Origin of the sequence: Coprococcus eutactus, assembly GCF_001404675.1 — a bacterium.
GTDB classification, from domain to species: domain Bacteria; phylum Bacillota; class Clostridia; order Lachnospirales; family Lachnospiraceae; genus Coprococcus; species Coprococcus aceti.
In genome coordinates, this window is sequence record NZ_CYXU01000001.1 from 103,661 (window position 1) to 120,011 (window position 16,351).

Genomic DNA, 16,351 nt, shown 5'->3' on the forward strand with positions numbered 1-16,351 from the left:
AATAAATGGCAGGCATGATTCAAAAAAACTAGAAATATAGCCCTTTATGGTTTATAATCGGCAGTGGGTATAATATAACTTAGAAAATTCAAAGAATTATAAAAACATTCAAAAATAAAATTCAAAAAAGAAATTCAAAAAAGAAATATAAAAATGGAGGACATAAACATGGAAAAGATTCAGATGACCACACCACTTGTAGAGATGGATGGAGATGAGATGACCAGAATTCTCTGGCAGTATATCAAGGATGAGCTTATCTATCCATTTATCGATCTCAAGTCGGAGTACTATGACCTTGGACTTGTACATAGAAATGAGACAGATGACAAGGTAACATTTGACTCAGCATATGCAACACAGAAGTATGGTGTAGCTGTAAAGTGTGCAACCATCACACCTAATGCAGCAAGAGTTAAGGAGTACAATCTCAAGGAGATGTGGAAGAGCCCTAACGGAACCATCAGAGCGATCCTTGATGGTACAGTGTTCAGAGCGCCTATAGTTGTAAAGGGAATCGAGCCATGTGTTAAGAACTGGAAGAAGCCTATCACCATCGCAAGACATGCATATGGTGACGTGTACAAGAGTGTAGAGATCGATGTTCCAGGTCCTGGAACTGCAGAGCTTGTATTCACAGGCGATGACGGACAGGTTATAAAGGAGACTATCCATAAGTTTGATGGCCCTGGTGTTCTTCAGGGACAGCACAACGTGGACAAGTCTATTGAGAGCTTTGCAAGAAGCTGTTTCAAGTATGCGCTTGATACCAAGCAGACATTGTGGTTTGCCACAAAGGATACCATATCAAAGAAGTATGACCATACATTCAAGGATATCTTCCAGGAGATATTCGATGCAGAGTATAAGGAGCAGTTCGATGCAGCAGGTATTGAGTACTTCTACACACTTATAGATGATGCGGTTGCCCGTGTTATGAAGAGTGAAGGCGGTTACATCTGGGCATGTAAGAATTATGATGGAGATGTAATGAGTGACATGATCTCATCAGCATTTGGTTCACTTGCCATGATGACATCAGTTCTCGTATCCCCTGATGGAAAGTATGAGTACGAGGCTGCCCATGGAACAGTTATGAGACATTACTACAAGCACCTTGCAGGCGAGGAGACATCTACAAACTCAGTTGCAACTATCTTCGCATGGTCAGGAGCACTCAGAAAGCGTGGAGAGCTTGACGGAATCCAGGCACTTCAGGATTTCGCTGATAAGCTTGAGGCGGCAACCATCAAGACTATCGAGGATGGCAAGATGACAAAGGATCTGGCTCTTATAACAACACTTGAGAATCCAACAGTCCTCAACAGTGAGAACTTTATCAAGGCTATCAGAGAGACACTTGAGGGTATGCTCTAAGAATGAAAATGTGTAACGAGCTGATTACAGGCGTTGCTTTTAACAGGATATCACCTTTATTCATACAAATGGATAAAGGTGATATTTTTTATGTCATTGTGTAAAATGAGGCATTGGGTTAAAATAGCTTATATAGTATGCTTAAAGCAGTATGTCTATAGTAGTTGGGCTATCGGAGTTCAGCGTATAAGATAATGAGGAGTTGTATTTATGAGAATTGAGCATGTTGCCATGTATGTGAATGACCTTGAAGGGGCGAAGAGTTTTTTTGAGAGATATCTGGGGGCAGCAGCAAACGATGGATATCACAATGTGAAGACGGACTTCCGCTCATACTTTCTCACATTTGATGATGGTGCAAGACTTGAGATAATGAACAGACCTGAAATGGATGATCCTGAAAAAACGATTAACAGAACAGGATTGATACATATAGCGTTCAGCGTGGGCAGCAAAGAAAAGGTGGATGAACTTACCAGGCTGCTCGAGTCTGATGGCTACGAGGTGATAAGCGGACCAAGGACGACAGGTGATGGCTATTACGAGAGCTGTGTGGTCTGCATAGAGGATAATCAGATAGAGATAACGGTATAGGAATGACAGAATAGGAATGACAGAATAGGAGGTAAAAGACAATGGATAATCAGGTATTAGAGGTAATAAAAAAGAGAAGCTCAGCGAGAGCATACAGTGATGAAGAGGTTACGAAGGAGCAGCTTGAGAAGGTCATCGAAGCTGGGCTTCAGGGACCTACAGGTATGAATAAGAAAGAGATACATTTTACAGTTGTTAAGGGTGATGCTCCAATTCTGGAAGAGCTTGATGCAGAGAAGCGTGCACTTCGCGGACAGGATAAGCAGCCTCACAATTTCTATTATGAGGCTCCGGTGCTCATATTCTTAAGCGCTGAGGATGACTTCAAGTGGAGCAAGGTGGATTCAGGAATTGCAGTTCAGAATATGGCTATAGCGGCAGAGAGCATGGGGCTCGGAAATCTGATAATCGGCTGCGTGTATGATGCACTTCACGGGGAGAAGAAAGCATATTTTGACAAGGCACTTGCAATACCGGAGGGATATTCATTCCAGATAGCTCTTGCCGTTGGACACAAGACTGACAACAAGACACCACATGATTACGATGCTTCTGTGCAGGTAAGTTATCTGTAGTATATACGGGGAGGATATTGTATATGGGAAAACTTGTGATGGGGTATTGGGACTGCCCTTATTGTAGTACGAAACATATAGAGGGAACGAGGCGCGAGTGCCCTTCCTGCGGAAAGCCGAGAGGACAGGAAGTTAAGTTCTATATGGATGGAGTGAGGTATCTGTCTGAGGAGGAGAGCCAGACAAAGGGAAAAGGTGCAGATTGGTTATGTGATCACTGTGGAAACTATAATTCTGCTCTCAATACACGGTGCAGCAGCTGCGGTGCTGAACGAGGTGCGAAGGATAAGGGGTATTTTGACGTCAGGAAAGAGCAGGACGCAAGGAATGCCAGGAATGCATCAGGTACAGGAACGGTTGCTGGCGGACAAAACAGCGGGCAGGGCAATCGGAAAAGAGGACATTCATTTGGTGCTCTGAAGATAGTACTGATCGGCATGCTTGTGATAGCGGCGATAATCGGACTTACAGCGATCATAACCATGCCAAAGAAGAGAACAGTCACAGTCAAGGATATGACATGGAAGACCAGTGTTGATGTGGAGAAATATCTTCTGTGTGATGAAGACGACTGGGAACTCCCCGAGGGTGCCACGCTAAAGACCACGAAACAAGAGGTGCACCATACTGAACAGGAATATGTTGGTGAGCGTGAGGAGACCTATGATTCATATGAGGTGATAGGTTCCCATGTGGAGTACAGCTATGAGGACAATGGAGATGGAACCTTCTCTGAAGTTGCAAATGATGTGGACGATTATGGATATGTGACGAGAACGAGGTCTGTTCCGGTGTATAGAGATAAGCCTATATACAGGACGAAGTATTATTATACAATATGGCGGTGGAAGTACGACAGGACGGAGACCGCCGAGGGCGGTGGAAAGACACCGGAATACCCAGATCCCCAGCTCACAGACAAGGAGAGGCTAGGGAAAAAATCAGTTGAATATGAAGTCACATGTGAAGTGAAGGATAAGGAAAAGACATATAAAGTTGAAAAGTCTATATATGACAAACTTGACATAGGTGAGACATATAAAGTCAAGGCTGACTCTGAGGAGATAGTGAGTATCATAGAGTAAATACTTAAGAACATGGAGGCGGGCAAAAGTGACAAAGCAGTCAAAGCCTGGTAAGGATAAAAATTCAGATATTGAGAGATATCCGTATCTGGTGGCTGAGCTGCCAGGACAGATTGCGGGATATGCTTATGTGGGACCATTTCATGACAGACCGGCGTATGACTGGTTCGTGGAGACATCGATATATGTGGATAGGAATATAAGGCATATTGTTGATCCTGAGAGACCATTCTGACCTGCCTGGCTCATCCCCGGATGGATAAGACATAGTGAAAATTATGTCGAATCTGTTCGGGGATTTTTTTATTATAACGAATATGCGGGAAGTCTGTTGAATACTATGTATTTGAGACGAAATAGTTAAGGCGGACATTGAATGAGAGGTAACCATGATAATGGGATGTGCTTTCAGACTATGCAGCTCATAGCAGTTGCAGTGGCGATGGTTTTTGTGCTTTGCGTGACGGCGGGGACTATAGGAGCACTTGCAAAGGCAGACGATGGCAGTTATATGCTGCAAAGCAGCTCTGCAACGGAGCTAATGGGGGACTTTGGTGTGATATGTTTTGACACACTGTGTGCACAGACACATCTTCACAGTAACTTTATCACAAAGACACTCAGTGCAAATTCCAACTCGGGACTCAGAAATTCGTATGGAGTATATGAGGAATTCTACTTTGAAAATGCTGAACGGATGTGTGGCTGTGTGTCGGATGCAGGAACTGATATGCTTTATACAGGATCGGAAGTCAGGAGAGCAGATGGCGGTGAAATATATATCCGTATGAATGATGGCTCCGAGACAAAGCTTGACAGTCCGGCAAATGTCAGAACCGATGCGGAGATTGCAGAGGATGGTGAATATTCTAAATATGCAGATATGGCTGATATACAGAGAAAGTTTATTGACTATAGTCAGAAACTTAGGACTTATGCAGACACAGAGGGTACTGTGGATGTTGATATAACAGGTGATATGAACGATAGAAGTGTGTCAGTAAATGGTAGCGGACTGCATGTGGTATCCATGGATTACAGTCAGCTCGCCGCGGGCACAAATCCGATATATTTTGAGTTCCCGGATTATGGTGATGATACGGTGCTGCTCATGAATATTGATCTGGCAGGTATCCAGGATGCTGTTCTGGGCGATCTGATACTTGGAAGCAAGAGCGATGCAAAGGCAAACGATAATGGTAATTTTTATAATGCCTACAACAGAATGTATTTTAACTTCTATGACAGCTCGGCAGCAGATGGACAATTCGGCGGAAGCATAACATTTGCGGGCAGGGGATTTGGAACAGTGATAGCTCCAGAGGCAGCGGTAAATCTCGGACACAACTGGGATGGTTGTGTGGTGAGTGAAGTATTCTCAAACGGAGGAGAGTTTCACAGAGTACCGGGAAATGATTTCCTGGATGAAGAGCCAACGACAGAGGGTACGACGACCGAAGATACGACAACCGAAGATACGACAACGGAGGACACGACAACCGAAGACACAACCACGGAAGACACAACGACAAAGGATACGACAACGGAAGATACCACAACAGAAGACACGACGACAGAGGACACGACAACAGAAGATACCACAACAGAAGATACCACAACGGAAGACACGACAACAGAATCAACAACAGGAACAACAACAGAGGATACCTCAACAGAAACTACGACGGGTACAACTACAGAGTCGACCACGGAACGTACTACATGGAGTACAACAGGAACAACAAACACCATGACAACAACACGTAACACGCCTCCGAGCAGACATCCAGATACAGGTGATCGGCTGCCTGTAAAAGAAACGGCAGTTGTGGTTATTCTGGCTCTTATGGGAAGTGCAGGGATATTAATATATAAAAAAATAAGAAAGTAGACATATTCTATTGAAATAGGACATAGAGCTGGGCTACAGCTTGGTCGTGTTCAGGAGATAGTCAGGCCAGGGAGACATTAGTAAAATACAGTTAGTACTGTATATAATTTAAATAGAGTTACAGCACCGCCATGTATGCAGCGTTTTACATGACGGTGTTTTGCGTAATACAGGTAAAAATGCCCATAGTCTTGCATAATATCCCAGGATGTGATATATTTTAGAGGAATTTTGTGGTACAAAATACCATGGCGGGAGAATGTGTTTACATTATTTGACACAGAATAATAAGAAGGCACATTCTTTATTTTTGCTCATTAAAGATAGGAGAACAAGAACATGACGATAACTGATGAAACAATTGATTATGTTGGAATCCTTGCAAAGCTTGAGCTCTCCCCGGAGGAGAAGGAGCAGGCAAAGAAGGATATGTCAGACATGCTTGATTATGTCAGCAAACTGAATGAACTTAATACAGACGGTGTGGAGGCTATGAGCCATACATTCCCATACAACAATGTGTTCCGTGAGGACGTTGTTGTAAATGGAGACGACAGAGAGAACATGCTGAAGAATGCGCCAGAGCAGAAGGATGGCTGCTACAAGGTGCCAAAGACATTTGACTAGGAGGTAGGCTGAAGTGAATTTAATGGGTATGACGGCTGTAGAGCTGGGAAAAGCTATTAAAGATGGACAGGTGAGCGTAGTTGAAGCGACACAGGCCTGTCTTGACAGCATCGAGGCGTGCGAGAAAGATTATAATAGTTTTGTTACGGTTGATCGTGAAGGAGCACTTGCCCAGGCGGAGAAAGTGCAGAAGAAGATAGATGCGGGAGAGCTCAATGGTCCTCTTGCAGGAGTGCCGATAGCAATAAAGGACAATATGTGCCAGGAGGGTGTGCAGACAAGCTGTTCATCCAAGATTCTGTCAAATTTTGTTCCGACATATACTGCTGAGGCCGTTGTGAAGCTCAAGGAAGCAGGAGCGGTTATAGTAGGACATACCAACATGGATGAGTTTGCCATGGGAAGTACAACCGAGACATCATATTTTGGTGAGACAAGAAATCCATGGGATACAAATAGAGTTCCAGGTGGTTCATCAGGTGGATCAGCGGCAGCAGTTGCCGGTGAGGAGGTGCCATGTGCCCTCGGTTCAGATACCGGTGGATCCATCAGACAGCCGGCTTCATTCTGCGGTGTTACCGGAATCAAGCCAACCTATGGAAGAGTGTCAAGATACGGACTTATAGCATACGGTTCATCACTTGACCAGATCGGACCACTTGCGAAGAATGTAGAGGACTGTGCGACGATCCTTGAGATCATATCACAGTATGACAAGAAGGATTCAACATCAGTTAACAGAGATGACAATGATTTTACAAGAGCACTTGTGGATGATGTGAAAGGCCTTAAGATCGGTCTTCCAAGAGACTATTTCACAGAGGGACTTGAGCCTGAGATAAAGGAAGCCGTGTATGGAGTAGCTGAGGCTTTGAAGGCAAAGGGAGCTATTGTTGAGGAGTTTGATCTTGGAATGGTTGAGTATGCTATTCCTGCTTACTATATCATTGCATCGGCGGAGGCAAGTTCTAACCTTGAGAGATTCGACGGTGTAAAATATGGTTACAGAACACCAGAGTACACAGATCTTCACAACATGTACAAGAAGAGCCGTTCAGAAGGATTTGGCCCTGAGGTCAAGAGAAGAATCATGCTCGGTTCATTTGTGCTGAGTTCAGGCTATTACGATGCATATTATGTAAAGGCCCTCAAGGCAAAGGCTCTCATCAAACAGGCGTATGACAAGGCGTTTGAGAAGTATGATATCATTCTCGGACCTGTTGCACCTACAACAGCACTGAAGATGGGAGAGTCACTCTCAGATCCTATCAAGATGTATCTGGGAGATGTGTACACAGTCCCTGTAAATCTTGCAGGACTTCCGGGAATATCACTTCCATGTGGAACTGATAAGGATGGAATGCCTATAGGTGTGCAGATGGTTGGAGATGCATTTAACGAGAAGACCATTATCAGAGCTGCATATGCATTTGAGCAGACTAGAGAGTACAAGAGACCTGCACAGGTTTCAGAAAGGGGGCTGTAAGAGATGGCAAAGACATATGAGACAGTCATCGGACTTGAGGTCCATGTAGAGCTTGCGACCAAGACAAAGATATTCTGCGGCTGCAGCACAGCATTTGGAGGAGCTCCTAATACACATACATGTCCTGTATGTACAGGAATGCCGGGCTCACTTCCGGTACTTAACAAAGAGGTTGTAAATAAAGCGATTGCGGTCGGTCTTGCAACAAACTGTACGATCACACAGAACTGTAAGTTTGACAGAAAGAACTATTTCTATCCTGACAACCCACAGAACTACCAGATATCACAGCTCTACTATCCAATATGCAGGGACGGTAAGGTTGAGATAGAGGTTGACGGAGTTAAGAAATATGTGAGGATCCATGAGATACATATGGAGGAGGATGCAGGTAAGCTTGTCCATGATCCATATACAGACAGCTCACTTGTGGATTTCAACCGTTCAGGTGTGCCTCTTATAGAGATAGTATCTGAGCCTGACATGAGATCTGCGGAGGATGTAATAGCATATCTTGAAAAGCTCAGGGAGACGATACAGTATCTCGGAGCTTCAGACTGTAAGCTGAATGAGGGATCCATGCGTGCTGATGTCAATCTTTCGATCAGAGAGGTTGGCTCAGAGGAGTTTGGCACACGTACAGAGACCAAGAACCTGAACTCATTCAAGGCCATTGCCAGAGCCATAGAGAATGAGAGAGAGAGACAGATCGATCTCATCGAGTCTGGTGAAAATGTTGTCCAGGAGACAAGAAGATGGGATGATACTAAGGAGTATTCATATCCTATGAGATCCAAGGAGGATGCACAGGATTACAGATATTTCCCTGATCCTGACCTTGTACCTATCCACATCAGCGATGAGTGGCTCCAGCAGGTAAGGGATGCACAGCCTGAGTTCAGAGACGAGAAGAAGATAAGATACAAAGAGGAATATGCGATTCCTGACTATGATATAGACATCATCACGGCCTCCAAGAAGCTGGCAGATCTGTTTGAGGACGCGATTGCACTGGGAGCACCTGCAAAGAAGGTTTCCAACTGGATCATGGGAGAGACCATGAGACTGATGAAGGAGAACAGTGTTGATGCGGAAGACCTGAAGTTTTCAGCGGAGAATCTTGCGAAGCTCATCAAGCTTGTTGATGACAGGGTTATCAATGGCGGTGTTGCAAAGGAAGTGTTCGAAAAGATATTTGCAGATAATATAGATCCTGAGAAGTATGTCAAGGATAACGGACTTGCAACTGTTCAGGATGACAATGCACTTAAGGAGGCATGTCAGGTAGCCATAGATAACAATCCAAAGGCTGTTGATGATTACAGAGGAGGCAAGGAGAAGGCTCTCGGAGCACTTGTCGGACAGGTTATGAAAGCTATGAAGGGTAAAGCAGATCCTGGATCTGTCAACAAGATGCTTAGGGAGATGCTATAAATATGGAAGAAAACAGAAGAGTTAGAAAGAGGGACAGATACAAACGTCTCATAACAGTGGGTGAGGCCTGTGTACTCATCGCTGTGGAGCTGGTGCTGTTTGGACTCATGTGGTACCGGGACTATGAGGTAACGCTTACGCTTCCGTTCTGGAGAAGAGGAAACTGGGCAGTTATCGGAATGTATGGAATAATCATCATACTTTTCACCAAGCTTTATGGTGGTTACAGAGTCGGATTCTTCAGACTGCTTGATATAGTTTACTCACAGCTGCTGGCTCTCGTGTGTGCCAATGTAGTTGGTTACCTGCAGCTCTGTATAATATGTCGTGACTATGTAAATCCGGTACCATTGTTAAAGGTAACCGGGCTTGAAACGATAGTGATATTGATTTGGATATTTGCGTGTAGATTTTTGTATGCGAAGATGTATCCGCCAAGGCATCTGCTGCTGGTATATGGATATAAGACTCCGATAGAGTTCATAGACAAGATCAATGCCCGTAAGGACAAGTATGTAATAGAAGACAGAATACATGTCAGCGAGGGCGAGCAGGCGATCAAGGAGAAGATACTCCAGTACGATGGAGTAATCATTTGCGAGACAAAGGCTTATATAAGAAATGAGCTTGTGAAGTATTGTTTTGAACACTCCATCAGATCGTATGTTGTGCCAAAGCTTTCCGACATAATCATATTAGGAGCTGAGCCTATTCATTTGTTCGATACGCCTATCCTCTTATCACGAAATCAGGGACTTACCGGTGACGATATGATCATTAAGAGGATCATGGATGTTATATGTGGATTTATACTGCTTGTCATAGCTTCACCATTTATGCTCATATCAGCACTTGCGATATGGCTGTATGACAGAGGACCTGTATTCTACAAGCAGGACAGACTGACACTGAATGGCAAGGTGTTCAAGATCATCAAGTTCAGAAGTATGAAGATGGACTCCGAGGCAGGTGGAGCACAGCTTGCAAAGAAGGATGATGACAGAATAACCCCTGTGGGAAAATGGCTCAGAAAGCTGCATCTTGATGAACTGCCACAGCTTTTCAACGTACTCAAGGGTGATATGTCACTTGTCGGACCGAGACCTGAGAGACCGGAGATCGCCGAGCTTTATAAAAAGACATTCCCTGAGTTTGACTACAGACTCAAGATGAAGGCCGGACTTACGGGATATGCACAGGTTTACGGCAAATACAACACAACCCCTAGAGATAAGGTTAAGCTGGATCTTACCTATTATGAGCAGTATTCAATATGGCTTGATCTCAAGCTGATGCTCCTGACGGTAAAGATCATGTTCCAGAAGGAGACATCAGAGGGAATCGCATCAAATATGACCACGGCACTCAGGGATGGCGAGAAGGTACAGATACCTTCACCTGTAAATGTGAAGCCGGAAGGGCTTGATGAGTCTGAGGATGCATTCTATGACCTCGGAAAGACTGTGCAGAAAACAGATAAATAATAAGCGATATATATCGATGTAGGTGTGTATGATGACTGGAGAAAAAGTATCGGTGATAATTCCGGCGTATAACAGCAGCAGAACCATTTATTCTGCGGTGGATTCAGTTATGAAGCAGGGGATTCCTGTGGAGGTCATAATAGTTGATGACTGTTCGACGGATGATCTGACAGGAGCACTTGATGGATACGCGGAAGATGACCGTGTGAATATCATCAGAAATGAAAAAAATATGGGAGTTGCAGTTTCGCGTAACCGCGGGGTTGCGGCTGCAACTTGCAGATACGTTGCATTTATAGATTCGGATGATCAGTGGCAGCCTGATAAACTGGCTAAACAGTTGAAGCTTATGGAGCAGACAGGTGCGGTTCTGTGTTCTACGGCCAGGGAGCTTGTGAACGAAGACGGATCCAGAACGGGAAAAGTGATCGGAGTTCCTGAAAAGGTCACCTATAAGATGCTGCTCAGAGGAAATGTGATCAATTGTTCATCGGTTGTGATGGACAGACAGGTTGCACTCAGATATCCGATGGGCAACGACGATATCCATGAGGATTATATTTGCTGGTTGCAGATACTGAAGGAATACGGAAGCTCGGTTGCGATAAATGAGCCGTTGCTATTATACAGGCAGATGAGAAACAGTAAGTCTGGTTCAAAACTGTCGTCTGCAAAAAAGACATTTGCCGTATACAGAAAAGTTGGATATGGAGTTATAAGAAGCTGCTTTTACTTCATGTGTTATGCGGTAAATGGTGTTGTAAAATATCTGTTCTGATAGGAATAAATTATATGGCGGAGAAAAGAAATGACGGATGACAATAAGAAGAGAGGCCCGGGAAGGCCGACGGAAAAGAGAAAAGATACGATCCTGAGACTTAGGATAGATACAGATACTCATCGGAAGCTCAGTGAATGTGCGGCGGTGCGACAGGTATCTATGTCAGAGCTTGTCAGGGAAGCGATAGATGAGATATTCCGAAGAGAAAAAGAAAAACAGCAGAAGAATGAGGCAGAATAAAAATAACAGGTCGATGGCATATACCATCGACCTGTTATTTTGTTATATATTCATGGATTAAAGTGTGTAGCCGTTCTTTTTGAGGAGCTCTCTGGCTGAGTCTATAGAATCATTTCCTGTAGCATTCTTTATAGGAGCAAATTCCTTCTCTCTGTCGACCTCAAATGGAAGACATGTTCCCATATAAGCGATCATATCGAGAGCCAGTGTCTCAAATTTGTAGCCGTTTGGCTCTGATGGCTTGACGATCTCTCCATCCTCACCGACATAAGGGATAGCCTTCTTGACGATGTGGAGAGGCATACTTTCATTCATGATCTTCATCAGTCTGTCAACCGGGAAGATATAGTTTAATGTAACTCCATAGTTGTAAGCGTAATCGCCGTTGGCATCGCGCTCATCACGCATGGCATCTGTGAGTTCATAATACTCGACGATATATGGCTTTCCGTGGTTAGTACACAGGACGCCAACCTTCTCGTCAGGGTATGCTTTTTTGACAACCTTTCCGCCGGAGAGGAAGCCCTCTGTGAGAACTGCTCCGAGGAATACTGGGTCTGCAATTCTCTGAAGTACATTGTCAACTGAGAATACATTTATATACTTGATTCCGTATTTCGTGAGCTTGTCGAGGTGGCCGGCCTTGCAGAGGGATGAGAACCATCCACCGTTGCCGTTAGGAGACATGGCAACCTTTCCCTTCTCCTCGAGATATATCTTGCCGTTGAAGTCCACTGAAGGAACCATTTCCTGTTTAAAGAAATGAACATATTCAGGATTGTAACCGAAGTAGTCATGCTCTTTGAAGAATGATGTTGTGTCATCGTGGTTCTTCTCATTGGTCATGATGAAGAAATGGATCCAGGTATCTGCCATCTTCACAATATCGAGGGTGTGCTCGATGAGAAGCTGGAATATAAACATATCCTTGGTGACACCGACGTTGAAGGTTCCCTTAGGACCGGAGAATCCAAGACGGGTGCCCTGACCACCTGCCAGGAGGACCAGTGCCAGATCGCCAGCTTTGATGGCTTCAAGGCCTGCGTTCTTGTATATATCATATTTTTCTGCAATGCTGTCCATCTGGAGAGCTGCAACGGGAGCGATATCAGAATCACTTCCTGATGAATTGTGTCCGATCATATCGATAAGTGAGAAATCAATTTCACTGATCTGGTTCAGGAGTGCTGCCTGTTCAGCCTCGCTGAGAGTATCATAATACTTTAATAAGTGTAGCTGTCCTTTTTCTTCGAGAAGCTTGTAAGCGTTTTCGTAATTCATAAAAATCTCCTTAATAAATGTGTAGTTTGTATTTATTTTCTCTATCCGTGTATAATCCCTAAATTAATGATATTTCTTCTTGATCTCAATAGTGTCTGTGAATACCTTCCAAATGTCCTTGATCTTGATCCTTCTTCCATCTGCTGCATCGTCCCTGCTGTAATTCAGGACGATAGGAGCTTCGGATATCGAATATCCCTGTCTGTGTGCAGCCACAAGGATTTCAATATCAAAAGCATAGCCCGATATGGAAAGGTTCTCGGCAATCGGCTTTATGACTTCTGCTTTAAAAAGCTTTATACCGGTCTGGGTGTCATGGATACCAAGATGAAACAGCATTTTGAGCATAATATAATAGCTGTAGCTCATGACTCTTCTAATAGGAGGATAATCAAGCTTGGATTCAGGGTGAAGCTTTGATCCTATGACTATGTCAGAACCGGTGTCCCTCATCTGCTTCATAAATGGCTTGAGAAGAGATGGACTCAGTTCAAGGTCTGAATCAAGGAATGCTATATATTTGCCGGAAGCTTTGGCAATTCCGGTTGTGATAGCATGTCCCTTTCCCTGATTGACATCATATCCTGTATCTACAATATGAGAATCCATTTCGGCTGCCTCGGCAATAAGTTTGCCTGTGGAGTCCTTGCTGCCGTCATTCACAGCGATTATCTCATAACGATGAAGAAAACGGCTGAGTATTCGGCTAGTCTCAAGAAGATTATCTTTGATGTGCTGTTCTTCATTGTAGGCGGGCATAACCACCGACAAAGTAATATTGTTATTATCCATTTCCTGCTCCTTAAAAAATAAGCATTGATATTTAGACATTATTAATACGAGTATACTTTTTTATACATCATGTGTCAAATAAAATAGTGTTAATATGAAGGTGTTTATACTAATTAAGATATAATACATGTTGTAAAAGGAAAAAATATAATGTATTATAGAGCGAGGTAACGACATTTTTAGATATTTGAAAAAGGAGTTCCAATGGATAATAAGAAGAAAAATGGAATGAGATCCAGGTACGATGAGGACATGGATTGGCTGGATGACGATGATGATTATCTTGATGATGGTGGATTGATAGGATCATTGTTGTTCGGGGATAAAAAGAAGAAAGAAAAAAGGCGTGATCCTGAGCCGGAGAGAAAGGCTGATAAGAGACCGGAAAAGAAGCCGGAGAAGAAGACTCAGAAGAATATTTCCAGACCTGTGAAGCCGGAAGAGAATTATGACGAGTATTATCACGAGGACAGCAGGGCAAGAAGAGTGAAGAGTGAGGCCCGGGCAAAGCAGAGACAGACCGGACAGCCTGTAGCAGACAGAGCTGTGGACAGAGGTCCGGTGAAGAGGACACAGGGCACTGTACCGAGGACACAGAGCAATCAGAGTACCGTGCAGAGACCTTCAAAAGCTGCCCAGAGACCACGCAGGAGTATACAGAGCACAGGAAGCTCATCTGTGGACAATCTGCTCAGAGAAGTTGACAATATTGAGACAGATGTGCAGACAAGACATGAGGAGCTTAGACGTGAGGCGTGGGAACGCACCCAGAGAAATGTTGCAAAGGCAAAGGCTGAGGTTGAGAGGCTGGAGCTCGAGAGAGAGCAGAATGCCCGCGAAGAGGCAAGAAAGCTTAAGGTTCAGCAGGAGCTTGAGCGCCGCCAGCAGATGAAAGAAGCTGAGAAAAAGGAAGAGCCTGTTGAGGAAGATAACAAGATCACTGAGCCGCAGGAGAGTGATGCGGAAGTTGTAGAAACTGCCACACAGCCAGTAGAAGAGCATGAACAGAAGACTGAGCCGGCAGATATTCTGGAGAAGAATACGGAGCCTGTCCTTGACGATGAGGTCGAGGAAGCTGCAGAGGCAGAGCCTGTGGAAGAGGCTTCGACAGTATCATCCCGAAGAACAGATGACATGCTGGACATGGATGAGCTTGAGCGTATGGAGAAGGATATTGATGAGGATAAGCTCAGTTATTCGGAATCAGATACGGCTGATCTGGGACTTGGAGACATAGGCAAAGCATTGGGCTTCGATGAAGTGGAGCTTGAGGATGATGAGGAAGAGCCTGAGGAGGACGAGGAGTCAGACAGCGAAAAGTTCTTCAGGGCGAACCTTCTCGATGAGGCTGATCCAAAGGTTGTCAATCCGGAGAGAAAGAAGCTTAACATCAGTACAAGAGTGTGGGCGATAGCGTTCTTTGTCCTGCTTGCACTGTTTATACTCATATGTATAATATATGTCAAGAATTATGCCAGAATGAAGTACAATGAGATGGATATCAATGAGATAAGTGCAGATCAGATACTTGTCAATGACGGTGTCAAGGATGCGACCAAGGGATATCGTGCCATTGCACTCTACGGAGTGGATTCCAGAGATTCGAATATGAATTCAGGAACTAACAGTGACAGTATAATGATAGTGAGCATCAATGAGAGCACCAAGGAGATCAAGCTTGTATCTGTATACAGAGATACTCTGATGGAGATAGCAAGCGGTTCCATGGATACCACACAGAAGGTGAATTACGCATACCAGCTCGGCGGTGCGGTTACAGCTATCAACACACTGAATACCAATCTCGACCTGAATATCACAGATTATGTGGCAGTTGATTTCAGTGCAATGGCAAGTATAATCGATGCTGTTGGAGGCGTTGATGTCAAGGTCATTGATGAAGAGGTGAACAACTTCAATAAGAACCTTGCAGAGCAGATAAGCCTGTCAGGCAAATATTCATCAGGAATAACTGAGGCAGGAGAGTATACTCTTGATGGACAGCAGGCAGTTGCATATTCAAGAATACGATCCACTGGCCAGGGAGATATAACAAGAACCGAGAGACAGAGAATAGTCCTCATGAAGGTTATAGACAAGCTGCTTAGCGCAGACACAGGTTCACTTGATTCATTTGTTGATGTTTCATTTAAATGTATATCAACAAGTCTTAACAAGGACGATATACATGCTCTTGTCAAGAGTGTGGCTGGATATAAGGTTGTAGATACCGCAGGATTCCCATTTGCATATGAGGCAAAGGAACTCTCGGACAAGGGTAACTGCCTTGTGGCTGCTGATATGGCATCCAATGTGGAGGCATTACATGAATATCTGTATGGTGCTGACAAATACGTCATATCAGGCACAGTAAAGCAGATAAGCAGCAATATAGAGAGCATATCAGGTGTTAAGTCACAGAAGGTCAAGGTGACGACGGAGGCTCCGGGTGATGGAATATCAGATGGAAGCGACGAGGATGGAGATCTTAGGACGATAACAACTCCTCCAAAGGGAATGATCGTCGAGGAATAAAAAACTAAACATAATAATTAAGCAAGGAAGCTTCAGATATGGGGCTTCCTTTTTTTATGCATCGGAGACATTGGGATATGAGACATCCGATGCTTAAAGAAAGGCTACAACATAAAGAATTGTATATACATTACAGATCATTGTTTTTTAATCGAAAACTGTCAGATAA

15 protein-coding genes are annotated in these 16,351 nt (G+C 44.1%); 13 read left to right on the top strand and 2 right to left on the bottom strand.

All coding sequences use genetic code 11. The annotated features are described in order from the left end of the window. Positions 1-168: 168 nt before the first annotated feature. The 12 genes from ARA78_RS00505 (at position 169) to ARA78_RS00560 (ending at position 11,574) form a co-directional block, all read left to right on the top strand. Positions 169-1,377, top strand: coding sequence for an NADP-dependent isocitrate dehydrogenase (locus tag ARA78_RS00505; protein WP_015533231.1), 1,209 nt, complete (start codon positions 169-171; stop codon positions 1,375-1,377). 210 nt (positions 1,378-1,587) lie between these two features. Next, complete coding sequence (locus tag ARA78_RS00510; RefSeq protein ID WP_055273611.1) at positions 1,588-1,971, top strand: VOC family protein; 384 nt, start codon at positions 1,588-1,590, stop codon at positions 1,969-1,971. A 41-nt stretch (positions 1,972-2,012) separates the two neighbouring features. Then, positions 2,013-2,546, top strand: coding sequence for a nitroreductase family protein (locus tag ARA78_RS00515; RefSeq protein ID WP_055273609.1), 534 nt, complete (start codon positions 2,013-2,015; stop codon positions 2,544-2,546). Between the two features lie 23 nt (positions 2,547-2,569). After that, positions 2,570-3,631, top strand: coding sequence for a zinc finger Ran-binding domain-containing protein (locus ARA78_RS00520; protein ID WP_055273607.1), 1,062 nt, complete (start codon positions 2,570-2,572; stop codon positions 3,629-3,631). Between the two features lie 28 nt (positions 3,632-3,659). Further along, entirely contained in the window at positions 3,660-3,866 is a 207-nt protein-coding gene (locus ARA78_RS00525; RefSeq protein WP_055273605.1) for a GNAT family N-acetyltransferase, read from the top strand. A 141-nt stretch (positions 3,867-4,007) separates the two neighbouring features. Next, a complete protein-coding gene (locus ARA78_RS00530; protein WP_055273603.1) occupies positions 4,008-5,522 on the top strand; it encodes a hypothetical protein in 1,515 nt (504 codons plus the stop codon). Positions 5,523-5,861: 339 nt separating this feature from the next. After that, on the top strand, positions 5,862-6,149 hold the full coding sequence (gatC, locus tag ARA78_RS00535; RefSeq protein WP_015533226.1) for an Asp-tRNA(Asn)/Glu-tRNA(Gln) amidotransferase subunit GatC: 288 nt from the start codon (positions 5,862-5,864) through the stop codon (positions 6,147-6,149). 22 nt (positions 6,150-6,171) lie between these two features. Then, on the top strand, positions 6,172-7,635 hold the full coding sequence (gene gatA, locus ARA78_RS00540) for an Asp-tRNA(Asn)/Glu-tRNA(Gln) amidotransferase subunit GatA (protein WP_172674883.1): 1,464 nt from the start codon (positions 6,172-6,174) through the stop codon (positions 7,633-7,635). Between the two features lie 3 nt (positions 7,636-7,638). Then, the gene (gatB, locus tag ARA78_RS00545) at positions 7,639-9,069 is read left to right on the top strand and encodes an Asp-tRNA(Asn)/Glu-tRNA(Gln) amidotransferase subunit GatB (RefSeq protein WP_022217158.1); all 1,431 of its coding nucleotides are present in this window, start codon (positions 7,639-7,641) and stop codon (positions 9,067-9,069) included. 2 nt (positions 9,070-9,071) lie between these two features. Continuing rightward, entirely contained in the window at positions 9,072-10,553 is a 1,482-nt protein-coding gene (locus ARA78_RS00550) for a sugar transferase (protein ID WP_055223734.1), read from the top strand. A gap of 28 nt (positions 10,554-10,581) precedes the next feature. Continuing rightward, positions 10,582-11,331, top strand: coding sequence for a glycosyltransferase family 2 protein (locus ARA78_RS00555; RefSeq protein WP_330375963.1), 750 nt, complete (start codon positions 10,582-10,584; stop codon positions 11,329-11,331). 30 nt (positions 11,332-11,361) lie between these two features. Beyond that, on the top strand, positions 11,362-11,574 hold the full coding sequence (locus ARA78_RS00560) for a toxin-antitoxin system HicB family antitoxin (protein ID WP_055273599.1): 213 nt from the start codon (positions 11,362-11,364) through the stop codon (positions 11,572-11,574). A 57-nt stretch (positions 11,575-11,631) separates the two neighbouring features. Here the strand turns inward: ARA78_RS00560 and ARA78_RS00565 are convergent, their stop codons facing one another. Together ARA78_RS00565 and ARA78_RS00570 are read right to left on the bottom strand one after the other, a co-directional pair. Next, on the bottom strand, positions 11,632-12,855 hold the full coding sequence (locus ARA78_RS00565; protein WP_015533225.1) for a UDPGP type 1 family protein: 1,224 nt from the start codon (positions 12,853-12,855) through the stop codon (positions 11,632-11,634). Between the two features lie 63 nt (positions 12,856-12,918). Beyond that, positions 12,919-13,647, bottom strand: a complete 729-nt coding sequence (locus tag ARA78_RS00570; RefSeq protein WP_055273597.1) for a glycosyltransferase — start codon at positions 13,645-13,647, stop codon at positions 12,919-12,921. Between the two features lie 204 nt (positions 13,648-13,851). Between ARA78_RS00570 and ARA78_RS00575 the strand changes: the two genes are divergently transcribed. Next, on the top strand, positions 13,852-16,182 hold the full coding sequence (locus tag ARA78_RS00575; RefSeq protein ID WP_022217152.1) for an LCP family protein: 2,331 nt from the start codon (positions 13,852-13,854) through the stop codon (positions 16,180-16,182). Positions 16,183-16,351: the final 169 nt, after the last annotated feature.

Bases quoted from the DNA above. Each gene is read 5' to 3' on its own strand.
- ARA78_RS00505 (WP_015533231.1), top strand. From the start codon at position 169: ATGGAAAAGATTCAGATGACCACACCACTTGTAGAGATGGATGGAGAT.
- ARA78_RS00510 (WP_055273611.1), top strand. From the start codon at position 1,588: ATGAGAATTGAGCATGTTGCCATGTATGTGAATGACCTTGAAGGGGCG.
- ARA78_RS00515 (WP_055273609.1), top strand. From the start codon at position 2,013: ATGGATAATCAGGTATTAGAGGTAATAAAAAAGAGAAGCTCAGCGAGA.
- ARA78_RS00520 (WP_055273607.1), top strand. From the start codon at position 2,570: ATGGGAAAACTTGTGATGGGGTATTGGGACTGCCCTTATTGTAGTACG.
- ARA78_RS00530 (WP_055273603.1), top strand. From the start codon at position 4,008: ATGAGAGGTAACCATGATAATGGGATGTGCTTTCAGACTATGCAGCTC.
- gatC (WP_015533226.1), top strand. From the start codon at position 5,862: ATGACGATAACTGATGAAACAATTGATTATGTTGGAATCCTTGCAAAG.
- gatA (WP_172674883.1), top strand. From the start codon at position 6,172: ATGGGTATGACGGCTGTAGAGCTGGGAAAAGCTATTAAAGATGGACAG.
- gatB (WP_022217158.1), top strand. From the start codon at position 7,639: ATGGCAAAGACATATGAGACAGTCATCGGACTTGAGGTCCATGTAGAG.
- ARA78_RS00550 (WP_055223734.1), top strand. From the start codon at position 9,072: ATGGAAGAAAACAGAAGAGTTAGAAAGAGGGACAGATACAAACGTCTC.
- ARA78_RS00555 (WP_330375963.1), top strand. From the start codon at position 10,582: ATGATGACTGGAGAAAAAGTATCGGTGATAATTCCGGCGTATAACAGC.
- ARA78_RS00560 (WP_055273599.1), top strand. From the start codon at position 11,362: ATGACGGATGACAATAAGAAGAGAGGCCCGGGAAGGCCGACGGAAAAG.
- ARA78_RS00565 (WP_015533225.1), bottom strand. From the start codon at position 12,855: ATGAATTACGAAAACGCTTACAAGCTTCTCGAAGAAAAAGGACAGCTA.
- ARA78_RS00570 (WP_055273597.1), bottom strand. From the start codon at position 13,647: ATGGATAATAACAATATTACTTTGTCGGTGGTTATGCCCGCCTACAAT.
- ARA78_RS00575 (WP_022217152.1), top strand. From the start codon at position 13,852: ATGGATAATAAGAAGAAAAATGGAATGAGATCCAGGTACGATGAGGAC.